This window comes from Streptomyces sp. NPDC033177, assembly GCF_055577715.1.
This window is the reverse complement of sequence record NZ_JBVIPS010000001.1, coordinates 468,758-491,373: the sequence shown is the minus strand read 5'-3', so window position 1 is coordinate 491,373 and position 22,616 is coordinate 468,758. Positions and strand designations below refer to the sequence as shown.

Sequence of the window (22,616 nt, the reverse complement as noted above, 5' to 3'; positions counted from 1 at the left end):
TGGGGAAGGCTGGCAGGTCAGTTCCTCCGGCCAGGGGGAACAGAAGGCGGGGAGACGGGAACATGGTGCAGAACACGGGCCTAGGTTGGCTGCTCGATGACTTGACCAAGCGCATGGAGCACGTACGGCACGCGCTGGTGCTGTCCAACGACGGTCTGGTGACCGGCGCGAGCTCGGAACTCAAGCGCGAGGACGCGGAACATCTGGCTGCGGTCTCGTCGGGTCTGCACAGCTTGGCCAAGGGCTCGGGGCGGCACTTCCGCGCGGGCAGCGTGCGCCAGACGATGATCGAGTTCGACGACGCGGTGCTGTTCGTGACGGCGGCCGGCGACGGCAGTTGCCTGTGCGTCCTCAGCTCGGCGGAGGCGGACATCGGCCAGGTCGCGTACGAGATGACACTCCTCGTCAACCGTGTCGGCGAGCACCTCGGCGTAGGCGCCCGGCAGCCGGAGCGAACACCGATCGTTGACCTCTGATATCCCACCTGACCTGCTGAAACGTCGCCGCGCCGAGAGTTATCCACAGGCTCGGCGCGGATTGCGGTGATCGCGCTACGGTTTTCCCGAGAGCAAAGACGCCTCACGGGGGAGAACCACCATGACAGGTCACACGATCACGCAGGAAGCCGCCGAAACCGCCGCCACGGCAGCGCAGACCTCGGTCGCGCAGAGCCGAGCAGCACGAGAACTGGGGGTGAAACGCGGCGAGTTCGAGCTCGCCGTGATGCTGGGACGCGTCCGCACCGTCGCCGACACGGCCGGTGGGCGGCGCCGGGTCACATGCGAGGAGATCGAGCGCGTCCGTGCCGGGGACGGCTTCCCGGAGGCGTGGCTCGAACGCATCAGAGCCGTGGGCACCACTGAGGGCGCGTCTCTCATGGGCATCTCCACGGCCCGGTTCACGCGGCTCACACGGGCGGGCTTCGTCACCCCGGTGAAGTTCTACCTGAATCGCTATCGAGCGGTGGTCTGGCTGTATCTGGCAGAAGAGCTGAAGCACTTCGCCGAATCCGAGGTCAACGCAAGCCTGCTCACCGGCCGAGCCCCCGGGACGATCCGCGCTCAACTGGAGGCGGGCGTCGACCTGCGGGCACGGAACTGGCGGGGCCGCCACGCGGGAGCACTGCTCCGTCAGACGGACGACCCCTGGGAGCGCGCCGCAGCCGTGGCCTCGCTGCTCGACCCGGTCCAGATCGCGGAAATCATCCGCGATCCCTACGAACGCGCCTACGTACGAAGGCTCATGCCTGACCCCCTCGGCCAGAGCGTGCCGGAGTCGCCGGCGGGACGGATCATCTGCAAGATCATGACTGCGGACCATCCGGACGAGATCCGTTGGCTGCGGGCCAACCTCACGATTGGTCTCTCCCAGGCTCGGGGCCTGCGTCCGGCGCCGCGGCCCGCGCCGAAGCCGACGCCCGATGCGGCGGCCGGTGTCGTCCCTGGCCCTCGACCAGAGCACGCTGCCGGGCCGAGCCCGAACAACCCCGCGCCGCACCCCGCGCCACAGCCCGAGGCTCCGCCCGCCACGCTGCCCGAGGAAGGCAGGCGCGGGCGGGCGTCGGAGCCACGAGGCCTGCTGAAGTGGATGCGCCGCAGGGGAGCGTAGCCACAGCCGCGGGGGAGGGCGACTCCCGCAGGTGAAGGCAGCTCCCCCCGTGCGGATCGCGCCGCTACGTGGTGGCGTCGAGGTCCTTGGCGTAGTGCTCGATCGCGGGGCGGTATGTGGCGATGTCCGGGTCCTGGCTCGTGGAGGCGAGCAGGGTCAGCAGGATCTCCATCGCGTCGTGTGCCCGGCCGGTGTTGTAGAGAGCCATGGCCAGGAAGGTCTTGAGGGCGGAGTCGTCCGGGAATTCGGCTGCCGCGTCCGCCAAGGTCGCGACGGCCTCCGCATACCGGCCCAGGACGCGGTAGGTGCTGCCCAGACCCAGGAGCGCACCCCGGCGGTCATCGGGAGAAAGGCCCGGCTCCTCGACCGCGCGCACGTAGTGCGGCACGGCCTCGGCCTCCAGACCGAGTGTGTCGTGCACCCACGCGGTCTGGTACGCCACCTCCGCGTCCAGGGGAAACTGCTCGCACAGGGCGAGCAGTCGTTCCCGGGCCTCCTCCCGACGGCCGTCCTCGCGCAGCCCGACGGCTTCGGCGAGCAGGCGGTCGCGGTGCGCGGCCAGGTCCCCGTCCTTCGTCAAATCCCCATCCCTCTCTGCCTTGTCCGAGCCTTGACCGAATGATCGGAGGCATCAATGTCATTCTGCCGGAAGTGGATGCGTCGCCTATGGGCGTTTCGGTGGCGGGCCCGTGGACCCTCGTGGCGTGAGGGTGGGTGTGGGCACCTGGTGAGGCGCGACGCGCCGGCCGGACAGGACCTCATGGAGGGAACGGGCCACATCCGCCCCGAAGGCGTAGATGTCATGGCTCATCGCGGAGAGCGTCGGGTGGGTCAGCTTGCACAACTGCGAGTCGTCCCAGGCAAGCAGGGAGATGTCGGCGGGCACCCGCAGGCCCATCTCGGCGGCGACGGACAGCCCGGCCACGGCCATCAGGTCGTTGTCGTAGATGATCGCGGTGGGCCGCTCCGCCGCGGCGAGCAGCGAACGCGTCGCTCGGGCCCCCGCCTCGCCGGAGAAGTCCGTGGCCAGCTGACGGCCTTCCGGCAGCCCCAGGTCGGCCATGGCCGAGGTGAACGCGGTGCCGCGAATCACGCTGTGCCCCAACTCGGCGGTGCCGCCGACCCGGGCGATGGATCGGTGCCCCAACGCCGCCAGGTAGCGCACTGCTTCGGTGACGGCCGTGGTGTCGTCGGTCCACAGCGAAGTGAACGGCCCCGTCAGCGAGGGGTGGGCGACGGCGACCACGGGCATCCCGAGTTGCGAGAGAACGGGGACGCGGGGGTCGTGCTCACGGAAGTCGACCAGGACGGAGCCGGCGATCTGCCCCGACCGCCACCAGTGACGCTGCAGTTCGATCTCCTCGTCCAGGCTCTTCACCAAGCGCAGGAGCAAGGCGCTGGACTGCTCGGAAAGGACGCTCTCCAGGCCCGAGATGAACTCCATGTAGAAGGGTTCGAGACCGAGTTGACGTGCGGGCCGGCTGATCGCGAGCCCGATCGTGCCCGTGCCCTGCTTGTTGAGCGCCCGGGCCGAGCGGTTCGGCTCCCAGCCCATCGACCGGGCGACCTCCATGATCCGGGTGCGCGTCGCCTCCGACACCCCTGGTTTGTTGTTGAACGCCAGCGACACGGCCGCTCGCGAGACCCCGGCGCGAGCCGCAACATCCCGGATGGTAAGTCTCTGCTCCGTCATGCGGGCTCCACCGCGAACAGGGCCGCCTTGACCGTGGCGAGGGTGCGAGCGTCGTCGGAGCCCGGACTCCAGCCGCGTACACCGATCGTCACGCTCTCACCGGGCAGCAGCGTCACGAGTCCTCGATCCGCTGTGGCCGTGGGCGCGATTCGGTCGGCCTGCAGCAGCAGGTCTCGCAGCAGCGTGCGGGCAGTCACCACGACGTCGACCCTATCCTCGCGCCGGACCACGTCCACCTCGTACGAGGGAACGGGATACGCGAAGTCCTTGTCCGGCACGGGAAGGTGCAGGGCGCGCAGTCCGTCGGCGTCGGCGATCAGGAGTTCCTTGCCCGAACCGGCCTCGGGAAGCAACTCGTCGGGGACCTCCGCGCACACGACCGAGCGCCCGGCGGCGTGTATCGGCAGGATCGTCTGGGCCAGAGTGCGTCCGTCCGCCGTCATCCGCCGCAGCCGCACGTCGGTGACCCAGGCAGTCGCCGACTGGTTGACGGCGGCCACGACCAGACGGCCGTCACGCGACTGGACGGTGAGCAGGCGGTCCGCGTAGAGCCGGCGCAGCTCGTGGTAGAGGGGCTTGAGGCGGCCGTCGCCGTCGATGGCGGCCCAGGAGGTGACCGGCCAGCAGTCGTTGAGCTGCCAGACGACGGTGCCCGCGCAGCGCGGCCAGTGGGAGCGCCAGTGCTCGATGCCGGTGGCGATGGCGCGGGCTTGGTTGACCTGGGTCAGGTAGTGCCAGCGGTCGAAGTCGTCAGGGAGGGTGAAGTGATGCTCAAGTCCCCGTGCCAGCTTGCTGTTTCCGTCCTCGGCCTTCTGGTGGTGGAGCATGCCGGGCGAGTCGGGCCGCAGGGGTTCGCCGGGCAGGGCGCGTCGGAGAGTGGCGTGGGCGGGCGGTGCCTGCCAGCCGAACTCGGCGACGAAGCGGGGCACCGTGTCGAGGTAGTCGGCGTAGTCGGTGCGGTTCCACACCTCCCAGGAGTGGGTCGTGCCGTGATCGGGGTCGTTCGGGTGGTGGTCCCAGGTGCCGGACCACGGGCTGCCGGCCCAGTAAGGACGGGTGGGGTCGAGTTCGGCGACGATGCGGGGGAGCAGGCCCAGGTAGTAGCCCTCGCCCCAGGAGTCGCCGGCGAGTTGTTCCTCCCACTGCCAGTCGCGAAAGCCCCAGAGGTTTTCGTTGTTGCCGTTCCACAGGACCAGAGAGGGGTGTGGCATGAGCCGGGTGACGTTCTCGCGGGCCTCGGCCTCGATCTCCGAGCGCAGGGGCTGTTCCTCCGGGTAGGCGGCGCAGGCGAAGAGGAAGTCCTGCCAGACCATGAGGCCCAGTTCGTCGCAGAGGTCGTAGAAGGCGTCAGCCTCGTAGATGCCGCCGCCCCAGATGCGTACGAGGTCGATGCCCGCTTCGGCGGCCTGGGTGAGGCGCGTGCGGTAGCGGTCGGGGGTGACGCGGGAGGGGAAGACGTCGTCCGGGATCCAGTTGACTCCGCGGGCGAAGAGGCGCTCGCCGTTGACGGCCAGGGTGAAGCCGGTGCCGTGCTCGTCGGCTTCGGTGTCGAGGGTGACCGTGCGGAATCCGAGATTTCGCTCCCAGCGGTCGAGGGTCCTGCCCTCCTCGTCGATGAGCTGGAGCTGGGTCTCGTGCAGTATCTGTTCGCCGTAGCCCCGGGGCCACCAGAGGGCCACGTCCGGTACCTCGACGGTAAGGGTGGCGCTGTCCTCGGAGAAGGTGACGGACGCGGTGTGCTCACCGATGCGGGCGCGGGCGGTGAGCGGGCCGCTGCGGGTGCGCTCGACCTCGATGCGCAGTTCGGCGCGGCCCGTCGTTCCGTCGACCGTGACCAGCGGGCGGACCTGGTCGAACCGCGCCGTCGACCAGTGCTCCAGGCGCACGGGGCGCCACATTCCGGCCGTGACCAGGGTCGGCCCCCAGTCCCAGCCGAAGGAGCAGGCCATCTTGCGTATGTACTGGAAGGGCTCCGGATAGGAGTTGGGGCGCTCGCCGAGGGCCGTTCGCACGGCTTGGGCCTCGGTGTAGGCGGAGGTGAAGCGGACCGACAGCGGAACCTCGGCGTCCGGGCTCGCATCCGCGAGCCGACGGGTGACATCGAAGCGATAGCCGCGATGCATGTTGCGGGTGCGGCCGATGGTCTCGTCGCCGAGCGCGATCTCGGCGACCGTATCCAGGCCGTCGAAGACCAGATCGGTGCGCTCGTGGGCGGTGTCGCGCGGGCCGAGCACGGTGACGTAGGTCCAGTCGGCGTGGCCGACCCAGGCGACCTCCTGCTCGTTCCGGCTGAGGAAGGGGTCGGGGATCCGGCCCGCGGCCAGCAGGTCGGTGTGGACGCACCCGGGGACCTGGGCGGGTATCGCGGTGTTCTCGTGCCGCAGCGTCCAGCCTTCGGTAAGGGTGGTGACGTCCTTCATGAACCGTGCTCCATTCAAGGCAGTTGAGGGGTCTCGCACATCCCGTGAGGGGCCTCGCCCGTCCGGGTGCGGAACGGTCGGTGCGGTCACGACTTGACGGCCCCGTCCACGAGGGCGTTCTCCATGCGGCGCTGCAGGGCGATGTACACGGCGTAGACCGGAGCGAGGGAGATCAGGCAGGCGGCGGCGAGGGTGCCGTACTGGATCATCGTCGCGGAGGTGAGGGAGGGCAGTGCGACCTGCACGGTGCGCAGTTCGGGGTCCGGGCCGAGGATGACGAGGCTGAAGAGGTATTCGTTCCAGAAGCCGAGGAAGTTGAGGATGGCCACGGTGATCACGCCGGGCGCCGACATGGGGACGTAGATCTTCCACAGGATCGTCCAGCGTCCGGCACCGTCCATCATGGCGCTCTCCTCCAGCTCCGGCGGGATGGTGCGCATGAACTGGGTGAGCAGGATGACTGAGAGCGGCAGGGCGGTGGCGGGCAGGAAGAGGATGAGGAACGCCTGCATCTGGAACATGCCGAGTTCGATGGCCAGCAGCACGGTCGGCACCAGGGCGGCGAAGGCGGGGACGAGGAAGCCGAGTCCGAAGATCTTCTCCACGACGGCGGCGGTGCGTCCGCTGCTGCGGGCCAGGCCGTACGCGGCGGGGAAGGCGAGGGCCAGGGTGATGGCCTCGGCGCCGGCGGTGACGAGGACGGAGTTGCCCAGGGCGGAGCCGAGCGAGGCCAGGTCCCAGGCGTTCGTGAAGTTCTCGAAGAGCCACTGCGAGGGCAGCGCGAAGGGGTGGTCGAAGACCTCGGGGTTGTGCTTGAGGGAGGTGGTGAGGAGGTAGTACAGCGGCAGGATGAGGAGCAGGGCGTAGAACCAGGCCAGGATGTGGCCGGTCAGCAGGCCGCTGCTGCGGCGCGATGCCATGGGCAGCCTTCCCAAGTCGTTCGGGCTTGTTGGTTCCGGCCAGGGGGCCGGCTAGTGGTTCTGGCGCAGGAGGCGGCGGATGACGACCATGCCGATGAGTCCGGCGACGAAGAGGAAGACGCCGACGGCCTGGCTGTAGCCGACGTCCTGCTGGAGGAAGGCTCGTTGGTACATCAGGTAGGAGAGGGTGGTGGACGAGGTGCCGGGGCCGCCCTTGGTGAGCATCAGGACCGTCGCGGCGGAGCTGAAAAGCGTCCACAGGAACTGCAGCATCGTGGCGACGCCCACGAACCCCTTGCACATCGGATACGCCACCTGCCACATCCGGCGCCAGTGTCCGGCTCCGTCCAGGGCCGCCGCCTCGTACATGGCCTCGGGAACGCTGGCGAGGCGGGCCGCGAAGAGAACCGCGGTGTAGCCGATGCCGCCCCACACGTCGACGATGATCACTGTGGCCAGGGCCGTCGAGGGATCGGCGAGCCAAGGAGTGGTCGCCGAGCCCAGGCCGAGGGACTCCAGCAGGCCGTTGACGCCGCCGTCCGGCGCGAACATCCCCACGAAGATCATCGCTTTGGCGGAGATCGACAGCAGACCGGGGGTGAAGCACAGGACGCGCAGAGTGCGGTGGCCGGGCGGTTTGAGCTGGAGGTAGTAGCCCAGCATGAAGGCGAGCGGGATCATCAGGGGCAGGGCGACGGCCAGTTGGATCCCGGTGTTGTGCACCGCGTCCCAGAAGACCGGGTCGTCGAACATGCGCCGGTAGTTGTCCGTCCCGGTGAACTCGTGCGGTGAGATGAGGCTCGCCCAGTCGTTGAAGCTGATGACGAACATCGCCACGACCGGACCGAGCATGAACACGCCGTACCAGGCCAGGGCGGGCACCGCGAAGAGCGCGGGGCCCTGCCCGCGCCGCCGACGTCGGACGGCGGCGCGGACGGGCGGCGGGGAGGCCGGCTGAGAGGGCGACTTCGCGGTGGCGGGCCCGGATCGGGTGAGTGCTTCCGCCATCACTGGGCTCCGGAGTACGCCTGGTCGAGGGCGCCGCAGATCTGCTTGGCGTCCTTGCCCGGTCCGAAGGCGAGCGAGGTGGCCTGGATGAGCGGGGTGTTCGCGGCGGCCGGGATGTGCAGGTCGGGCAACTGGGCGTCCGTCGTGGTCCCCGGGATGTCGTTGATGGCGCTGTTCAGCAACGGGTCGTCGGTCTTGCGGTGCTTGGCATCCAGCTTGACGGCCGGATAGATGCTGGCGTCGGCGACGAAGCGGCCGGCCACCTCGGGCTTGTAGAAGTGGCTGACGAACTGCTTCACCGCATCCTGCTTCTTGTCGCCGTTCGGGCTGATCCAGAAGCCGGTGCTCGTGTAGCCGGTGAACACGGTCGGCTTGTCGAAGGCCGCGCCCTGCGGCAGCGGCAGACCGCCCAGTTCCGTGTTCCCCCGGACCTTGTCCGGGACTTCGCTGAAGGCCCAGGAACCCTGCGACATGATCGCGGCCTTACCGGTGTAGTACTGGTTCTGCATCGCGTCGAAGGTGAAGCCCTGGGCCTTGTCGGCGAAGACTCTCGCGTCGCGCAGCTCGGTGAAGAGCTTGATGCCCTTCATCGCTCCGGCCGAGTCGCAGTAGCCGCCCTTGGCGTCGAGTTTCTGCGCGGCCTGCTTTGTCACGTACGACTGGGATATCTGCAGGAAAAGCTTCTGGCCGCTCCAGTCGTTGCCGCCCACCGCCATCGGCTGGATGCCTGCTTTGCGCAGCTTCTTCGCCGCGGCGATCAACTCGTCGGTGGTGGAGGGGATGCCGTCGACGCCGGCGTTCTTGAGCAGGGCGGTGTTGTACCAGACCGGCCAGGAGAAGCCGGCGAACGGAAAGCCCATGGCCTTGCCGTCGGGGTTGGTCCACTCCTTGAGCGCCTGCGGTTCGGCCTTGTCCCTGAGTCCCCAGTCGTCGAGGTATGTGTCGACGGGGACAGTGGCGTCGTTCTTGGTCCAGGCGAGGGTCTTGTCGAAGAGGTTGACGAAGACGACATCCGCCTCCTTGCCGGCGGCGAGCGAGGTCTCGTACGACTCGTCGAGGTCCTCACCGGCCTCGACGATCTTCACCTTGATGCCGGACTTCTTGGAGAACGCGTCGACCTCGTCGTAGAAGACCTTGCCGCCCGGTGTCGCCTTCAAATACTGCGAGAGCACGGTCAGTTGCTTGGGATCGTCGGCGCTCGCATCGCCGCCCTTGCCGCACCCGGTCGCCACGGCGAACAGAGAAAGGGTGCCGACGAGGGCGATGGCGGTTCTGCGTGTCATCTGCCTTGTCCTTCAGGGGAGTTGCGGGCGGCCCTGACGCGGCCCGCTGACCTTGGCGCACAACCTAGACAGGAATTCCAGGCCCCGTCCATAGACCGGTTCAGTTTTCTTTTCCTTGGAACATCAACATATTCATGACGCATTACTGAACGTTTACTTAATTAGTCACGCATCTAGACAACGTTGTCTCCGATGGGCAGAGTGTGCGGTCGACCGCGGGCCGCTCCGGTCTCGCATCCCCGACAGAGGGGTTTTCCCATGCACAGAAAACGCATCACCGCGTTTCTCGCGGCGGCGCTCCTTGCGCTGTGCCTCACCCCCGACGCCCAGGCGTTCCCGAGCAGTTCCAAGCAGCAGGTGATCAATTACCTGCGTGCCGTATCGGGTTCGAACATCGTGTCCGGCCAGCACAACAAGGAGCCCGCAAGCAATCCGGGCCAGTACACCCAGCAGGTCAAGGACGTCACCGGGCAGTACCCGGGCCTGTGGGGCGGGGACCTGATGTTCCGGGCCGAGGACGTCGCCAACCGGCAGCGGGTGATCGACCAGGCGAAGACGGAGTGGGCCAACGGTTCGCTCGTATCGCTTACCTGGCATGTCTGTCCGCCGACGATGGGCAGCTCCTGCGAGTTCGAGGGCGGCGTCAAGTCGCGCATCACCGACGCCCAGTTCTCGCAGGTCGTCACCAACGGAACAGCGCTGAACAACGCCTGGAAGCGTCGCCTCGACGAGGTCGTCCCGTACTTGCAGCAGCTGAAGGCGGCCGGAGTGCCCGTGCTGTTCCGGCCGTTGCACGAGATGAACGAGCAGTGGAACTGGTGGGGCAAGCGTCCGGGCGCGAACGGCGGGGCCAAGCTCTACCAAATCACCCACGACTACCTCGCGGGCAAGGGCCTGGACAACCTCATCTGGGTGTGGAACGTCCAGGACAACCCGGAAGGCGGCTGGGCCAACTACTACCCGGGGAACAGCTACGTCGACGTCGCCTCGCTCGACGTCTGGTACAAGAACTACCCGAGCGCCTCCGACTACCAGCAGCTGCAGAGCATCGCGGGCAGCAAGCCGATCGCCCTCGCGGAAATGGGCAAGGTCCCCAACTCGGCACTGCTCAACAGCCAGACCCGCTGGTCGTACTTCATGATCTGGTCGGAGCAGCTCAAGGGGAACAACACCAACGCCGAGATCCAGGCCTGCTACTTCCACCCGCGCGTACTCAACCAAGGTGAGGTGAAGCTTCCGGCCGCCTAGGCCGGCGCCCCGGCCCCGGCGCGCAAGCGGCCCCTCAGAGCCCCTCCCGCGGGGAACGAGGGGCCGTCACCCGTTTCGCCGACCCTGGGTGCCAGGGGCGCCGACGTTGCGTTGAATCCGGAGTGACCTATGCCTCCGGGAGCAAGCATGTCTGTGCCACACGGGCCGAGCGAGCCGCAGCCGAGCGCCTCACCGCCGGGGCCGGGCGCCTCACCGTCGCGGCCGAGCGCCTCACCGCCCCGGCGAGGACGGCTCCATGGGATCGGGCAGTGGTGCGCCCGCCACTGTGTGACCGTCATCGTGGTGTGGCTTGCCGCGCTGATCGGGCTGCAGGTCGTGAACCACGCCTACGGCGGTCAGTACTCCGACGACTTCTCCCTGCCCGGCACCGCCTCGCAGGAAGGCCTCGACGTACTCAAGGCCCACGAGCCCGCGGCCGGCGGCTACAGCGCCCAGGTCGTCCTGCACGACGCTGCCGAGCCCCTCAGCGACCAGAGCGACCAGGTCAGCTCGGCGGTCAGCAGCCTGCAGAAGCTTCCCCACGTACTGTCCGCGCAGAGCCCGCTGCCCGCACAGCAGCAGCCCGCCGGCACTCCGAACCTGGGACCGCTGTCCTCCGACGGCAAGACGGGCTACATCACCGTCCGCTTCGACATACAGCCCTCCACCCTCGGCGCCGCCTATCTGGACGGCGTCGACAAGGCGGTGCAGCCGCTGCGTTCCGCCGGTGTTGAGGTGGAGTACGGAGGCCCGCTGGGCGAGCTCGCCCGCCCCGAGGCGGACGACCGCACGAGCGAGGCCATCGGATTCGGTGTGGCGATCGTGGTTCTGCTCATCGGATTCGGCAGCGTGCTCGCCGCGCTGCTGCCTCTGGTGACGGCGCTGGTCAGCGTGTTGTGCGGCCTGGCCTGCCTGGGTCTGCTCGCGGCCGCGTTCACCTTCGCCACCGTGTCACCGACGCTGGCCACGATGATCGGACTCGGCGTAGGGATCGACTACGCCCTCTTCCTGGTCACCCGCCACCGGCAGAACCTCCTCACCAAGGACCCCGTCACGGCGGCGGGGCACGCGACGGCGACCAGCGGCCGGGCGGTCCTGGTCTCCGGATGCACGGTCATCATCGCCCTATCCGGCCTGTGGGTCTCCGGGATCTCGTTCATCGGCAAGCTGGGCCTGGCCGCGGCGGTCACCGTCGTCACGGCGGTACTCGGCGCGCTGACCCTGGTGCCCGCCCTCCTCGGCCTGATCGGGCGCCGCATCGACAAGCTGCGGGTGCGGACCCCGATCGCCGAGACGAGCACCGCGCCGGGGGCCACGGAGCAGGGCGGCTGGCATCGCTACGCGCAGCGCGTGGAGCGGCGGCCCTGGTGGTTCCTCGTCGGTGGCGCCGTCGTGCTCGCCGTACTGTCCGTCCCGGTCTTCTCCATCCAGCTCGGGCACATCGGCGACGGCGCCGACCCGAAGTCCTTCACCGACCGGCGCGCCTACGACCTGATGTCCTCCGCGTTCGGTCCCGGCTCGAACGGCCCGATGACCCTCGTCATCGACCAGAGCGACGTAGCGCAGTCGGACAGGGCGGCACTGAAGACCCAGGCGCAGAAGGCCTTCACCGACGTGCCCGACGCGGCCGCCATCACGCCGCTCACGGCCACGTCGGACGGCGACGTCCTGATCTCCACGGCCTACTCCGTGGCCGCCCCGCAGGACGAACGCACCAACGACCTGCACAAGAACCTGAACGACGACGTGCTCCCGCAGGCGGTCTCGGGGACGAAGGCGAGCACCTACGTCACGGGGACGACCGCAGCGCAGGCCGACTTCCTTGAGATCGTCTCCAAGAAGCTGCCACTGATCATCGCGGTGGTGGTGGCGCTCGCCTTCCTCGTCATCCTCGTCGTGTTCCGAGGCCTGCTCGTCGCGGTCAAGGCCGCGGTGCTCAACGTCCTGTCGATCGCCGCCTCGTACGGGGTCGTGGTGGCCGTCTTCCAGTGGGGCTGGGGCGGACCGGCGCTCGGGGTGTCGGGGAAGGTCCCGATCGAGAGCTACGTGCCGATGATGATGTTCGCGATCGTCTTCGGACTGAGCATGGACTACGAGATCTTTCTGCTGTCCCGGGTCCACGAGGCGTGGCTGCGCACCCGGGACGCCAGGGCGAGTGTCGCCCACGCCCTGGAGATCACCGCACGGGTCATCACCTGTGCCGCGCTGATCATGGTGAGCGTCTTCGCCGCGTTCATCATCAGCGACAACATCGTGGTGAAGATGCTGGGGCTCGGCCTCGCGGCCAGCGTGCTCATCGACGCCACCGTGGTCCGTCTGCTCCTTGTGCCCGCGGTGATGACACTCCTGGGCAAATCCGCCTGGTGGGCGCCGCGTTGGATGGACCGGCTGCTCCCGCACATCGACGCCGAGGGCGAGAGCCGGGCCGTATCACCGGTCAGCAAACAGGACTGAAGTGGGTGCTCACGCTCCCGTGGAGGGGCGGCCGTCCATGTGGCGCTCACCGTACGGCCGGAAGAGACCCTCCTGGACGACCGAGACCAGCAGCCTGCCCTCGATGTCGTAGATGCGCCCGCGCGCCAGACCGCGGCCGCCCGTCGCGATCGGCGACTCCTGGTCGTACAGGAACCACTCGTCCGCGCGGAAGGGACGGTGGAACCACATGGCGTGGTCCAGCGAGGCCATGTCGAAGCCGCGCGGGCCCCACAGGGGTTCCACCGGGATGCGGACGGCGTCCAGGAGCGTCATGTCGCTCGCGTACGTGAGTGCGCAGGTGTGGACGAGCGGGTCGTCGCCGAGCGGGCCGACCGCGCGCATCCAGACCGCGCTGCGCGGCTCGGCGTCCTTGATCTCTTCGGCGGTCCAGCGCAGCCGGTCCACGTAGCGGATGTCGAAGGGCTGGCGTCTGGCCATGCGCTCCAGCTGCTCGGGGAGCTCGCCCAGATGCTCGGTGATCTCCTGGGCGACCGTCGGCAGCGTCTCGGGGTCGGGAGCCGTGATGCGCGGCGGCAGCTGGTGCTCGAAGGCCCCTTCCTCGGGCTGGTGGAAGGAAGCCGTGAGGTTGAAGATGGTGCGCCCCTGCTGGACCGCGGTCACCCGGCGCGTGGTGAAGGAACGCCCGTCCCGCACGCGCTCGACCTGGTACACGATCGGTACGCCGGGACGGCCGGGCCGCAGGAAGTAGGCGTGCAGCGAGTGCACCGGGCGCTCGCCCTCGGTGGTGCGCCCCGCGGCCACCAGGGCCTGCCCGGCGACCTGCCCGCCGAAGACCCGCTGCAGGGACTCCTGCGGGCTGCGGCCACGGAAGATGTTGACCTCGATCTGCTCCAGGTCGAGCACGTCGACAAGCCGGTCGGCGGGGTTGTTCATGAAGGTTCCTCGACTCCTGTCCGGGGGAAGCTCGGGGCGGTCAGCGGTCAGCGGTCAGAGTTGGCCGACATCCGTGACGCGGACGACGGCGCGGCCCTCCTCGTCGGAGGCCGCGAGATCGACCTCCGCGCTGATGCCCCAGTCATGGTCGCCGTTCGGGTCGGCGAACGTCTGCCGGACGCGCCACAGACCGTGCTCCGGGTCTTCCTCGATGAGCAGCAGCTTGGGGCCGCGCGCGTCGGGACCGGTGCCGAGATCCTCGTACTCGTCCCAGTACTTGTCCATGGCCGCGCCCCAGGCATCCGCGTCCCAGCCGGAATCGGCGTCGAGCTCGCCCAGCTCCTCGACGTGGTCGAGCGCGGCGAGCTCGACGCGGCGGAAGAGCGCGTTGCGGACCAGGACACGGAAGGCGCGGGCGTTGGCGGTGACCGGCTTGACCTGGTCGGCGCGCTCCTGGGCCTCCTCGGCGGTCATCACCTCGGGGTTGGCGAGCTGCTCCCACTCGTCGAGGAGGCTGGAGTCGACCTGGCGCACCATCTCGCCGAGCCAGGCGATGAGGTCCTCCAGGTCCTCGGATTTCAGGTCGTCCGGGATGGTGTGCTCAAAAGCCTTGTACGCGCTCGCGAGGTAGCGAAGGACGATGCCCTCGGTGCGGGCGAGCTCGTAGAAGGAGGTGAACTCCGTGAAGGTCAGCGCCCGTTCGTACATGTCGCGGATCACGGACTTGGGGGAGAGGGGGTGGTCTCCGACCCACGGGTGGCTCGTCCTGTAGGTGTTGTAGGCGTGGAAGAGGAGCTCCTCCAGAGGCTTGGGGTACGTGATGTCCTGGAGCCGCTCCATGCGGTCCTCGTACTCGACGCCGTCCGCCTTCATCAGGGCCACGGCCTCGCCGCGCGCCTTGTTCTGCTGGGCGGCGAGGATCTGGCGCGGGTCGTCCAGGGTGGACTCGACGACGGACACCATGTCGAGGGCGTACGAAGGCGATTCCTGGTCGAGCAGATCGAAGGCGGCGAGCGCGAACGTCGACAGCGGCTGGTTGAGCGCGAAGTTCTGCTGGAGGTCGACCGTCAGACGCACGATCCGGCCCGAGGCGTCCGGCTCGTCGAGCTTCTCCACTACTCCGCCGTCGAGCAGCGAGCGGTAGATGGCGATGGCGCGGCGGATGTGCCGCAGCTGCTGCTTGCGCGGCTCGTGGTTGTCCTCAAGGAGGTGACGCATCGCCTCGAAGGCGTTGCCCGGACGGGCGATCACCGCCAGGAGCATGGTGTGCGTGACGCGGAAGCGTGAGGTCAGCGGCTCGGGCTCGGAGGCGATGAGCTTCTCGAAGCCGGACTCGGTCCATCCCACGAAGCCCTCGGGGGCCTTCTTGCGCACCACCTTGCGGCGCTTCTTCGGGTCGTCGCCCGCCTTGTTGAGCGCCTTCTCGTTCTCGATGACGTGCTCGGGCGCCTGCGCCACGACCAGGCCCGCCGTGTCGAAGCCCGCACGCCCCGCGCGGCCCGCGATCTGGTGGAACTCCCGGGCGCGCAGGGTGCGTACGCGCGTGCCGTCGTACTTGGTGAGGGCGGTGAAAAGCACCGTACGGATCGGGACGTTCACGCCGACACCGAGCGTGTCCGTGCCGCAGATGACCTTCAGGAGACCGGCCTGCGCCAGCTTCTCCACGAGCCGCCGGTACTTGGGCAGCATGCCCGCGTGGTGCACGCCGATGCCGTGGCGCACGTACCGCGAGAGGTTGCGGCCGAACTTGGTGGTGAAGCGGAAGTTGCCGATCAACTCGGCGATCTTGTCCTTCTCCTCGCGGGTGCACATGTTGATGCTCATCAGCGACTGCGCGCGCTCGACGGCCTGTGCCTGCGTGAAGTGCACGATGTAGACCGGCGCCTGCTTGGTCTCCAGGAGCTCGGTGAGCGTCTCGGTGATGGGCGTCAGGCGGTACTCGTACGACAGGGGGACGGGGCGGGTCGCGGAGCGGACCACGGAGGTGGGGCGTCCCGTGCGGCGCGTCAGGTCCTTCTCGAACATCGAGACGTCGCCGAGCGTCGCGGACATGAGGATGAACTGGGCCTGCGGCAGCTCCAGGATCGGGATCTGCCAGGCCCAGCCGCGGTCGCCCTCCGCGTAGAAGTGGAACTCGTCCATCACGACCTGGCCGATGTCGGCGTGCTTGCCGTCCCGCAGCGCGATCGACGCGAGGACCTCGGCCGTGCAGCAGATGACCGGGGCGTCGGAGTTCACGGAGGCGTCGCCGGTCAGCATGCCGACGTTCTCGGTGCCGAAGAGCTTGCACAGGTCGAAGAACTTCTCCGATACGAGTGCCTTGATCGGAGCCGTGTAGAAGGTGACCTTGTCCTGGGCCAGCGCCGTGAAGTGCGCGCCCGCCGCGACCAGGCTCTTTCCGGAACCGGTCGGCGTGGACAAGATCACGTTGGCTCCGGAGACCACCTCGATCAGCGCCTCCTCCTGAGCCGGATAGAGAGTGATCCCCGTCTCCTCGGCCCACGAGGAGAAGGCTTCGAAGAGGGCATCGGGGTCGGCATCCGGCGGCAGCTGATCAATAAGGGTCACACCCCCATCTTGCCTTCCTTCTGTCCCGATCCGGGAACCGGCGGCCTGTACGAAGATCACGAACGCTACGCTGTGTGGCCAACGGGGCGTCAGCACAACAGAAATGGGGCGGGCAACAGCCATGATGGGTCCGGCACACTCACTGTCGGGGGCAGCGGCCTGGCTCGGCGTCGGAGCGGCCGCGGCAGCCGCGGGGCACACGATGCCCTGGCCGGTCCTCCTCGTCGGCGCCCTGATCTGCGCCGGGGCTGCGCTCGCACCCGACCTCGACCACAAGTCGGCGACCATCTCTCGCGCCTTCGGACCCGTCTCCCGAGGCCTGTGCGAGATCGTCGACAAGTTGTCGGCCGCCGTCTACAAAGCGACCCGCAAGCAGGGCGACCCGCGCCGCGCCGGCGGGCACCGCACCCTCACGCACACCTGGCTGTGGGCCGTCCTCATCGGGGCGGGCGCCTCCGCACTCGCCGTCTTCGGCGGCCGCTGGGCGGTCCTCGCGCTGCTCTTCGTCCACATGGTGCTCGCCATCGAGGGCCTGCTGTGGCGGGCCGCGCGCGGGTCAAGCAGCGATGTGCTGGTGTGGCTGCTCGCCGCGACGAGCGCCTGGATCCTCGCCGGAGTCCTGGACAAGCCAGGCAACGGCGCGGACTGGCTGTTCACCGCGCCGGGCCAGGAGTACGTGTGGCTGGGTCTGCCGATCGTGCTCGGCGCCCTGGTGCACGACATCGGGGACGCGCTCACGGTCTCCGGCTGCCCGATCCTGTGGCCCATCCCCATCGGCCGCAAGCGCTGGTACCCCATCGGGCCGCCGAAGCTGATGCGGTTCCGGGCGGGCAGCTGGATCGAGCTGAAGGTCCTGATGCCGGCCTTCATGCTGCTCGGGGGAGTGGGCGGGGCGGCCGCCCTGAACTACATCTGAGGGCGCTCTCTCATCCGGGTCCGCCCCGGCGATGAGTTCTGGCCGGGAGCCGGGTCTACACGGCCATGACGACGCACACGACACACACGCTCAAGACACCTGGCGCCGAGCTCACCTACGACGTGCACGGTCTCGTGTCGTCGGCGGACGGGCGCCCCCCGCTGTTCATGATCGGCCAGCCCATGACCGCCGACGGGTTCGGGGCCCTGGCGGCCCGTTTCCCCGACCGCACTGTGGTCACCTACGACCCGCGCGGCCTCGGCCGCAGCAGCCGCAGCGATGGCAAGGACGACCACGACCCCGAGGTCCAGGCCGGTGACGTGCATGCCTTGATCCACACGCTGGGGGCCGGGCCCGTCGAGCTGTTCGGCAGCAGCGGTGGTGCCGTGGTCGCGCTGACGCTGGTGGCGGCGTATCCCGACGACGTGACCACCCTGGTCGCGCACGAGCCGCCGCTGCTCGCCGCTCTCCCCGACGCCCGGGCCGCCGAGCGCGCCAGGGCGGGTGTCCTGGAGGCGTACGACAAGAGCGGCTGGGGCGCCGGTATGGCGGCCTTTATCGCCATGACGTCATGGCAGGGCGAATACACCGACGCCTATTTCGCGCAGCCCACACCCGATCCTGCCGCCTTCGGCCTGCCGACGCAGGACGACGGCTCACGCGACGACCCGCTGCTCTCCGACCGGTCCTGGGCGGTCAGCGGCCATCAGCTCGACGTCGGCGCGCTCGCCGCGGCGCCGACGCGGATCGTGCTCGCGGTGGGGGAGGAGTCGCAGGGCGTGGTCACGGGGCGTACCGCGGAGGCTGCGGCCGCGCTGCTGGGGCAGCGGCCGGTCGTGTTCCCCAGCCATCACGGCGGCTTCACGGACGCCAGTTCCGGATACCCGGGCAAGCCGGACGAGTTCGCGCTCCGGCTGTGCGAGGTGCTCGACAACGGCCCTGATTCCGCGGGCAGCTGAGCGTAGGGCGGGGGTGCCCACTACCCGTGCCAGGACCGCCACAGTGCCGCGTACGCGCCGCCCGCCCCGACCAGGTCGTCATGGCTGCCCAGCTCGCTGATCCGGCCGTTCTCGACCACCGCGATGACGTCCGCGTCGTGCGCGGTGTGCAGCCGGTGGGCGATGGCGACGACCGTACGGCCGTCCAGGACGCGCGCGAGGGAGCGTTCCAGGTGACGTGCCGCGCGCGGGTCGAGGAGTGAGGTCGCCTCGTCGAGGACCAGGGTGTGCGGGTCGGCGAGGACCAGGCGGGCCAGTGCGATCTGCTGGGCCTGCGCCGGGGTGAGGGCGAAGCCGCCCGAGCCCACCTCGGTGTCCAGGCCCTCGCTCAGGGCCTGCGCCCAGGTGTCCGCGTCGACCGCGCCGAGGGCCGCCCACAGTTCGGCGTCCCGTGCCCCGGTCCTCGCGAGCAGGAGGTTGTCGCGCAGGGAACCCACGAAGACGTGGTGCTCCTGGTTGACCAGTGCGACGTGGGACCGCACATCCTCCGCGGGCATGGCCGACAACTCCGCGCCGCCCAGCGTCACATGACCGTCCCGCGGTGCGTAGATCCCGGCGAGCAGCCTGCCCAGCGTGGACTTGCCCGCGCCGGAGGGGCCGACCAGGGCGACCCGCGAGCCCGGCTCGACGGCCAGGGAGACCTCCCGCAGGACGTCGACGCCCGCGCGGTAGCCGAAGTGCACGTCGTCCGCGAGCACGTCGCGTCCCTCGGGAGTGACGGAGCCGTCGCCCGCGTCCGGTTCGATGTCCCGTACGCCGACCAGGCGGGCCAGCGACACCTGAGCGACCTGCAGTTCGTCGTACCACCTGAGGATGATCCCCAGCGGATCGACGAGCATCTGCGCGATCAGGGCGCCCGTGGCCAGCTGGCCGACGCCGATCCAGCCCTGCAGGACGAACACGCCGCCGATCATCAGGACCGAGCAGAGCACGAGGGTGTGGGTGAAGTTGATGACCGGGAAGAGGACGGAACGCAGGTAGAGGGTGTGCCGTTCCCACGCAGTCCATTCACGGATACGACGCTCCGACAGGTCCACGCGGCGCTTCCCGAGCCGGTGCGCTTCCACCGTCCGCCCCGCGTCGATGGTCTCGGCGAGAGCGGCGGCGACAGCGGCGTACCCGGCGGCCTCCGAACGGTAGGCGGAGGGTGCCCGCTTGAAGTACCAGCGGCAGCCGACCACGAGCAGCGGTACCGCGACGAGGAGGGCGGGTGCCAGCGGCGGCGCGGTCACGGCGAGTCCGCCGATGAGCAGCGCGACCCACACCACGCCGATTGCCAGCTGAGGCACCGCTTCCCGCATGGCGTTCGCGAGCCGGTCGACGTCCGTGGTGATCCGGGACAGGAGGTCGCCTGTCCCGGCCCGCTCCAGCACGCCGGGCGGGAGCCCGACCGACCGCACGAGGAAGTCCTCGCGCAGGTCGGCCAGCATCCGCTCACCGAGCATCGCGCCGCGCAGGCGCACCTGATGGACGAAGAGGGCCTGCACGACGAGAGCGACGGCGAAGAGGCCGATGGTGCGGCCCAGATGGAGGTCACGGGCGCTGTCCGCGACGTTCTCGACCAGATCACCCAGCAAGTAGGGGCCGGCCATAGAGGCGATCACGGCGCAGGTGTTGACCGTGATGAGCAGGGCGAAGGCCCGGCGGTGCCGCTTGACCAGCTCGCGTACGTAGGCCCCCACCGTCGCGGGCGCGCCCACGGGCAGGGTGTCCGCGGTGGTCGGGGCCGCCGGGTCGTACTCCGGTGGCGCCAGGCCGATCATGCCGTCTCCTCGATGTCGGTCTTGATGTCGGTCGGCGCCTTCGGCGCCCGTTCCTCGTCCGTCTCGCGTGTGACGACCGCCCGGTAGCGCGGCTCGGTGTGCACCAGTTCGCGGTGCACGCCCACCGCCGCGACCTCGCCCTCGTGCAGGAAGACGACCCGCTCGGCCCGGTCGAGGAGCAGGGGTGAGGAGGTGAGGACCACGGTCGTACGGCCCTTGCGCAGCCCCTTGACGCCGTCGGCGACCCGCGCCTCGGTGTGCGAGTCGACTGCGGACGTCGGCTCGTCGAGCACGAGGACGCCGGGGTCGGTGACCAGCGAGCGGGCCAGCGCGAGGCGTTGCCGCTGGCCGCCCGACAGGGAGCGTCCGCGCTCGGTGACGTGGGCGTCCAGCGGGGCCTCGTCCACTGATGCCTGCGCGAGGGCGTCCAGGACGTCGGCGCACTGCGCGGCCTGAAGAGCCTCGTCGGCGCTCACGGCTCCCGACGCCGGGACGTCGAGGAGTCCGCGGAGCGTGCCGGAGAGCAGCACCGGGTCCTTGTCCTGTACGAGGACGGCGGTTCGGGCGGTGGCCAGCGGCACGTCGTCGAGCGATACCCCGCCGAGCCGCACGGACGGCAGCTTCTCCGCGTCGTCGAACGCGGCGTGGCCGCCCAGGCGTTCGGCGAGCCGTCCCGCCTCGTCCGGATCCCCGCACACCACGGCGGTGAGACGTCCCGAGGGCGCCAGGAGCCCGGTCGCCGGGTCGTAGAGATCGCCCGTGGGCGTCCTGGTGTCGTCATGTGATTCGTCACGCGGTTCGTCACCGGCGTGTGTCGTGCGCTGCAGGGAGAGCACTCGGGCGGCTCGTTTGGCCGAGGGGCGCGAGAAGCTGTAGGCCATCGCGATCTCCTCGAAGTGCCGCAAGGGGTAGGTCAGCAGCGTGACCGTGCTGTAGACGGTGACCAGCTCGCCGATGGTGATGCGGCCCTCGCGGGCCAGGTGCACGCCGTGCCAGACGACCACGATCAGGAGCAGCCCCGGAAGCAACACCTGCACGGCCGAGATCGCCGCCCACATGCGGGCGCTGCGCACGGCGGCCGTACGCACTTCCTGCGAGGCGTGGCGGTAGCGGTCGAGGAAGAGCTCCTCGCCGCCGATACCGCGCAGCACCCGAAGACCCGCCACGGTGTCCGATGCAAGTTCGGTCGCGCGCCCGGCCTTCTCCCGCTGGTGATCGGCCCGCCGGGTGGCGCGCGGCAGCAGCGGGAGCACGGCGAGCGCGAGCACCGGGACCCCCACCGCGACGACGACGCCGAGAGCGGGCTGGTACACGACCAAACCCACGCAGACGAGGACGACCGTGAGCGCGGCCGCCGCGAAGCGCGAGGCCGCCTCCACGAACCACCCGATCTTCTCCACGTCACCGGTGGACACGGCGACCACCTCACCGGCGGCCACGCGCCGAGTGAGCGCCGAGCCGAGCTGGGCGGTCTTGCGGGCAAGGAGCTGCTGGACACGGGCGGCCGCGGTGATCCAGTTCGTGACCGCGGTGCGGTGCAGCATGGTGTCGCCCAGGGCGATGGCCAGGCCGCACACCAGCATCACCGCGCCCGCGACGGCGAGACGCTCCCCCGACCGGTCGACCACGGCCTGCACGGCGATGCCGACCAGGTAGGGCAGCACCGCGATGGATCCGAAGTGCAGCAGGCCCCAGGCGAGGGACTTCAGCTGGCCGTCGAGTTGGTTCCGTCCGAGCCAGCGCAGGAAATGAGGGCCCGAGCGGGCATCCGGCATGCCCGGGTCGGTGTACGGAAGATCGCGAATCTGCATGACGTGTGACGTCCCGGGGTCGGAGAGACGGAACCGTCGGTTCGGCGGAGCGTGCCGGCGTGAACGGACGGTGGTAACAGGCCGTGAAAGGTTCGCCTCGCACGGTGGCACGAGGCAAACGATTTTCCGTCGGTGAGTAAAGATTCGGCCCCTTCTCGGCACCGGGCCGGGCGCCGACGCGGCTCGCGTGAACCGAGTGCGACCATGGACGGATGCGTATAGCCGGTGCGGTGCGAGCGGCGGCCGCCGTCGCGGCCTGCGGTGTTCTTCTGACGTCCTGCGGCAGTTCGGACGGCGGGGCGGGCACCGGGGCCAAGGACGACCAGGGCGCGGGCCGCGCCAAGAGAGCCGAGGCGTCGCCGACGACCGACCTCAAGCGCATCCCCGACGTGGGCGAGCGTCTGCAGAGCAAGATCCCTGGGAGCTCCCGGCAGGTCGTCGCGGTCTACGGAGAGGGCGTGGACTCGGCGAAGTCGACGGTCGTCCTGTACGAGAAGTCCGGCTCCACATGGGACAAGACCCGCAGCTGGGCCGCGCACAACGGCAAGAAGGGCTGGACGACCGACCACCGCGAGAACGACAAGCGCAGCCCGGTGGGTGTCTTCACGCTCACCGACGCGGGCGGCGTGCTCGCCGATCCGGGCGCCGGACTCCCGTACACCCGCAGCGCGTCGATGCAGGCGCCGCACTACTGGGCCAAGTCGCACTGGCACGACTTCGACTACGTCATCGCCATCGACTACAACCGCGCCAAGGGCACACCGCCCAACGACCCGACCCGCCCCCAGGGCCAGTCCAAGGGCGGCAGCATCTGGCTGCACATGGACCACGGCAGCGGCACGTCAGGCTGCGTCAGCCTGTCGAAGGAGGGCATGCGGTACCTCCTGAAGAACCTTGACCCGAAGCAGCACCCGGTCGTGCTGATGGGCGACAAGGCGAACTTGAAGGACTAGTCCGACATCACTTCTCCCCGGGACGGGCTGCGACTACCCCCGGGGTGGAGAGGTGACC

17 protein-coding genes are annotated in these 22,616 nt (G+C 69.4%); 7 read left to right on the top strand and 10 right to left on the bottom strand.

The features are described 5' to 3' along the window. Positions 1 to 62 precede the first annotated feature (62 nt). On the top strand, positions 63 to 476 hold the full coding sequence (locus tag ACZ5U5_RS02210) for a roadblock/LC7 domain-containing protein (protein ID WP_469015148.1): 414 nt from the start codon (positions 63 to 65) through the stop codon (positions 474 to 476). 121 nt (positions 477 to 597) lie between these two features. After that, the gene (locus tag ACZ5U5_RS02205; protein ID WP_469015145.1) at positions 598 to 1,608 is read left to right on the top strand and encodes a DUF6397 family protein; all 1,011 of its coding nucleotides are present in this window, start codon (positions 598 to 600) and stop codon (positions 1,606 to 1,608) included. A gap of 64 nt (positions 1,609 to 1,672) precedes the next feature. On the opposite strand, the gene ACZ5U5_RS02200 is transcribed toward ACZ5U5_RS02205, so the two are convergent. From ACZ5U5_RS02200 to ACZ5U5_RS02175, 6 genes are all read right to left on the bottom strand, one after another. Then, the gene (locus ACZ5U5_RS02200) at positions 1,673 to 2,188 is read right to left on the bottom strand and encodes a tetratricopeptide repeat protein (protein ID WP_469015144.1); all 516 of its coding nucleotides are present in this window, start codon (positions 2,186 to 2,188) and stop codon (positions 1,673 to 1,675) included. Between the two features lie 84 nt (positions 2,189 to 2,272). Next, the gene (locus ACZ5U5_RS02195) at positions 2,273 to 3,301 is read right to left on the bottom strand and encodes a LacI family DNA-binding transcriptional regulator (protein ID WP_469015141.1); all 1,029 of its coding nucleotides are present in this window, start codon (positions 3,299 to 3,301) and stop codon (positions 2,273 to 2,275) included. Continuing rightward, on the bottom strand, positions 3,298 to 5,721 hold the full coding sequence (locus tag ACZ5U5_RS02190; protein WP_469015138.1) for a glycoside hydrolase family 2 protein: 2,424 nt from the start codon (positions 5,719 to 5,721) through the stop codon (positions 3,298 to 3,300). Before ACZ5U5_RS02190 ends, ACZ5U5_RS02195 begins: the two co-directional genes overlap by 4 nt. Positions 5,722 to 5,807: 86 nt before the next feature. Further along, entirely contained in the window at positions 5,808 to 6,641 is an 834-nt protein-coding gene (locus ACZ5U5_RS02185) for a carbohydrate ABC transporter permease (protein WP_469015136.1), read from the bottom strand. 51 nt (positions 6,642 to 6,692) lie between these two features. Continuing rightward, entirely contained in the window at positions 6,693 to 7,649 is a 957-nt protein-coding gene (locus ACZ5U5_RS02180; protein WP_469015134.1) for a carbohydrate ABC transporter permease, read from the bottom strand. After that, the gene (locus ACZ5U5_RS02175) at positions 7,649 to 8,932 is read right to left on the bottom strand and encodes an ABC transporter substrate-binding protein (protein ID WP_469015132.1); all 1,284 of its coding nucleotides are present in this window, start codon (positions 8,930 to 8,932) and stop codon (positions 7,649 to 7,651) included. Before ACZ5U5_RS02175 ends, ACZ5U5_RS02180 begins: the two co-directional genes overlap by 1 nt. A 258-nt stretch (positions 8,933 to 9,190) precedes the next feature. Here ACZ5U5_RS02175 and ACZ5U5_RS02170 point away from each other — a divergent pair, with 258 nt between their 5' ends. Both ACZ5U5_RS02170 and ACZ5U5_RS02165 read left to right on the top strand, forming a co-directional pair. Beyond that, the gene (locus tag ACZ5U5_RS02170) at positions 9,191 to 10,180 is read left to right on the top strand and encodes a glycosyl hydrolase (RefSeq protein WP_469015129.1); all 990 of its coding nucleotides are present in this window, start codon (positions 9,191 to 9,193) and stop codon (positions 10,178 to 10,180) included. A gap of 147 nt (positions 10,181 to 10,327) precedes the next feature. Beyond that, positions 10,328 to 12,634 carry an MMPL family transporter gene (locus tag ACZ5U5_RS02165; RefSeq protein WP_469015128.1) on the top strand — a complete coding sequence of 769 codons (2,307 nt, stop codon included), beginning with the start codon at positions 10,328 to 10,330 and terminating at the stop codon, positions 12,632 to 12,634. A 9-nt stretch (positions 12,635 to 12,643) separates the two neighbouring features. On the opposite strand, the gene ACZ5U5_RS02160 is transcribed toward ACZ5U5_RS02165, so the two are convergent. Continuing rightward, positions 12,644 to 13,549, bottom strand: coding sequence for an acyl-CoA thioesterase (locus ACZ5U5_RS02160; protein WP_469015126.1), 906 nt, complete (start codon positions 13,547 to 13,549; stop codon positions 12,644 to 12,646). A gap of 54 nt (positions 13,550 to 13,603) precedes the next feature. After that, on the bottom strand, positions 13,604 to 16,240 hold the full coding sequence (locus tag ACZ5U5_RS02155; RefSeq protein WP_469015125.1) for a DEAD/DEAH box helicase: 2,637 nt from the start codon (positions 16,238 to 16,240) through the stop codon (positions 13,604 to 13,606). Here ACZ5U5_RS02155 and ACZ5U5_RS02150 point away from each other — a divergent pair. Together ACZ5U5_RS02150 and ACZ5U5_RS02145 are read left to right on the top strand one after the other, a co-directional pair. Continuing rightward, entirely contained in the window at positions 16,239 to 17,033 is a 795-nt protein-coding gene (locus tag ACZ5U5_RS02150) for a metal-dependent hydrolase (RefSeq protein WP_469015123.1), read from the top strand. The genes ACZ5U5_RS02155 and ACZ5U5_RS02150 overlap by 2 nt on opposite strands. A 65-nt stretch (positions 17,034 to 17,098) precedes the next feature. Continuing rightward, on the top strand, positions 17,099 to 17,992 hold the full coding sequence (locus ACZ5U5_RS02145) for an alpha/beta fold hydrolase (protein WP_469015121.1): 894 nt from the start codon (positions 17,099 to 17,101) through the stop codon (positions 17,990 to 17,992). A 20-nt stretch (positions 17,993 to 18,012) separates the two neighbouring features. On the opposite strand, the gene ACZ5U5_RS02140 is transcribed toward ACZ5U5_RS02145, so the two are convergent. Both ACZ5U5_RS02140 and ACZ5U5_RS02135 read right to left on the bottom strand, forming a co-directional pair. Next, positions 18,013 to 19,794 carry an ABC transporter ATP-binding protein gene (locus ACZ5U5_RS02140; RefSeq protein WP_469015120.1) on the bottom strand — a complete coding sequence of 594 codons (1,782 nt, stop codon included), beginning with the start codon at positions 19,792 to 19,794 and terminating at the stop codon, positions 18,013 to 18,015. Continuing rightward, complete coding sequence (locus ACZ5U5_RS02135) at positions 19,791 to 21,605, bottom strand: ABC transporter transmembrane domain-containing protein (RefSeq protein ID WP_469015118.1); 1,815 nt, start codon at positions 21,603 to 21,605, stop codon at positions 19,791 to 19,793. Before ACZ5U5_RS02135 ends, ACZ5U5_RS02140 begins: the two co-directional genes overlap by 4 nt. Before the next feature lie 212 nt (positions 21,606 to 21,817). Here ACZ5U5_RS02135 and ACZ5U5_RS02130 point away from each other — a divergent pair, with 212 nt between their 5' ends. Continuing rightward, positions 21,818 to 22,558, top strand: a complete 741-nt coding sequence (locus ACZ5U5_RS02130; protein WP_469015115.1) for a L,D-transpeptidase family protein — start codon at positions 21,818 to 21,820, stop codon at positions 22,556 to 22,558. Positions 22,559 to 22,616 lie beyond the last annotated feature (58 nt).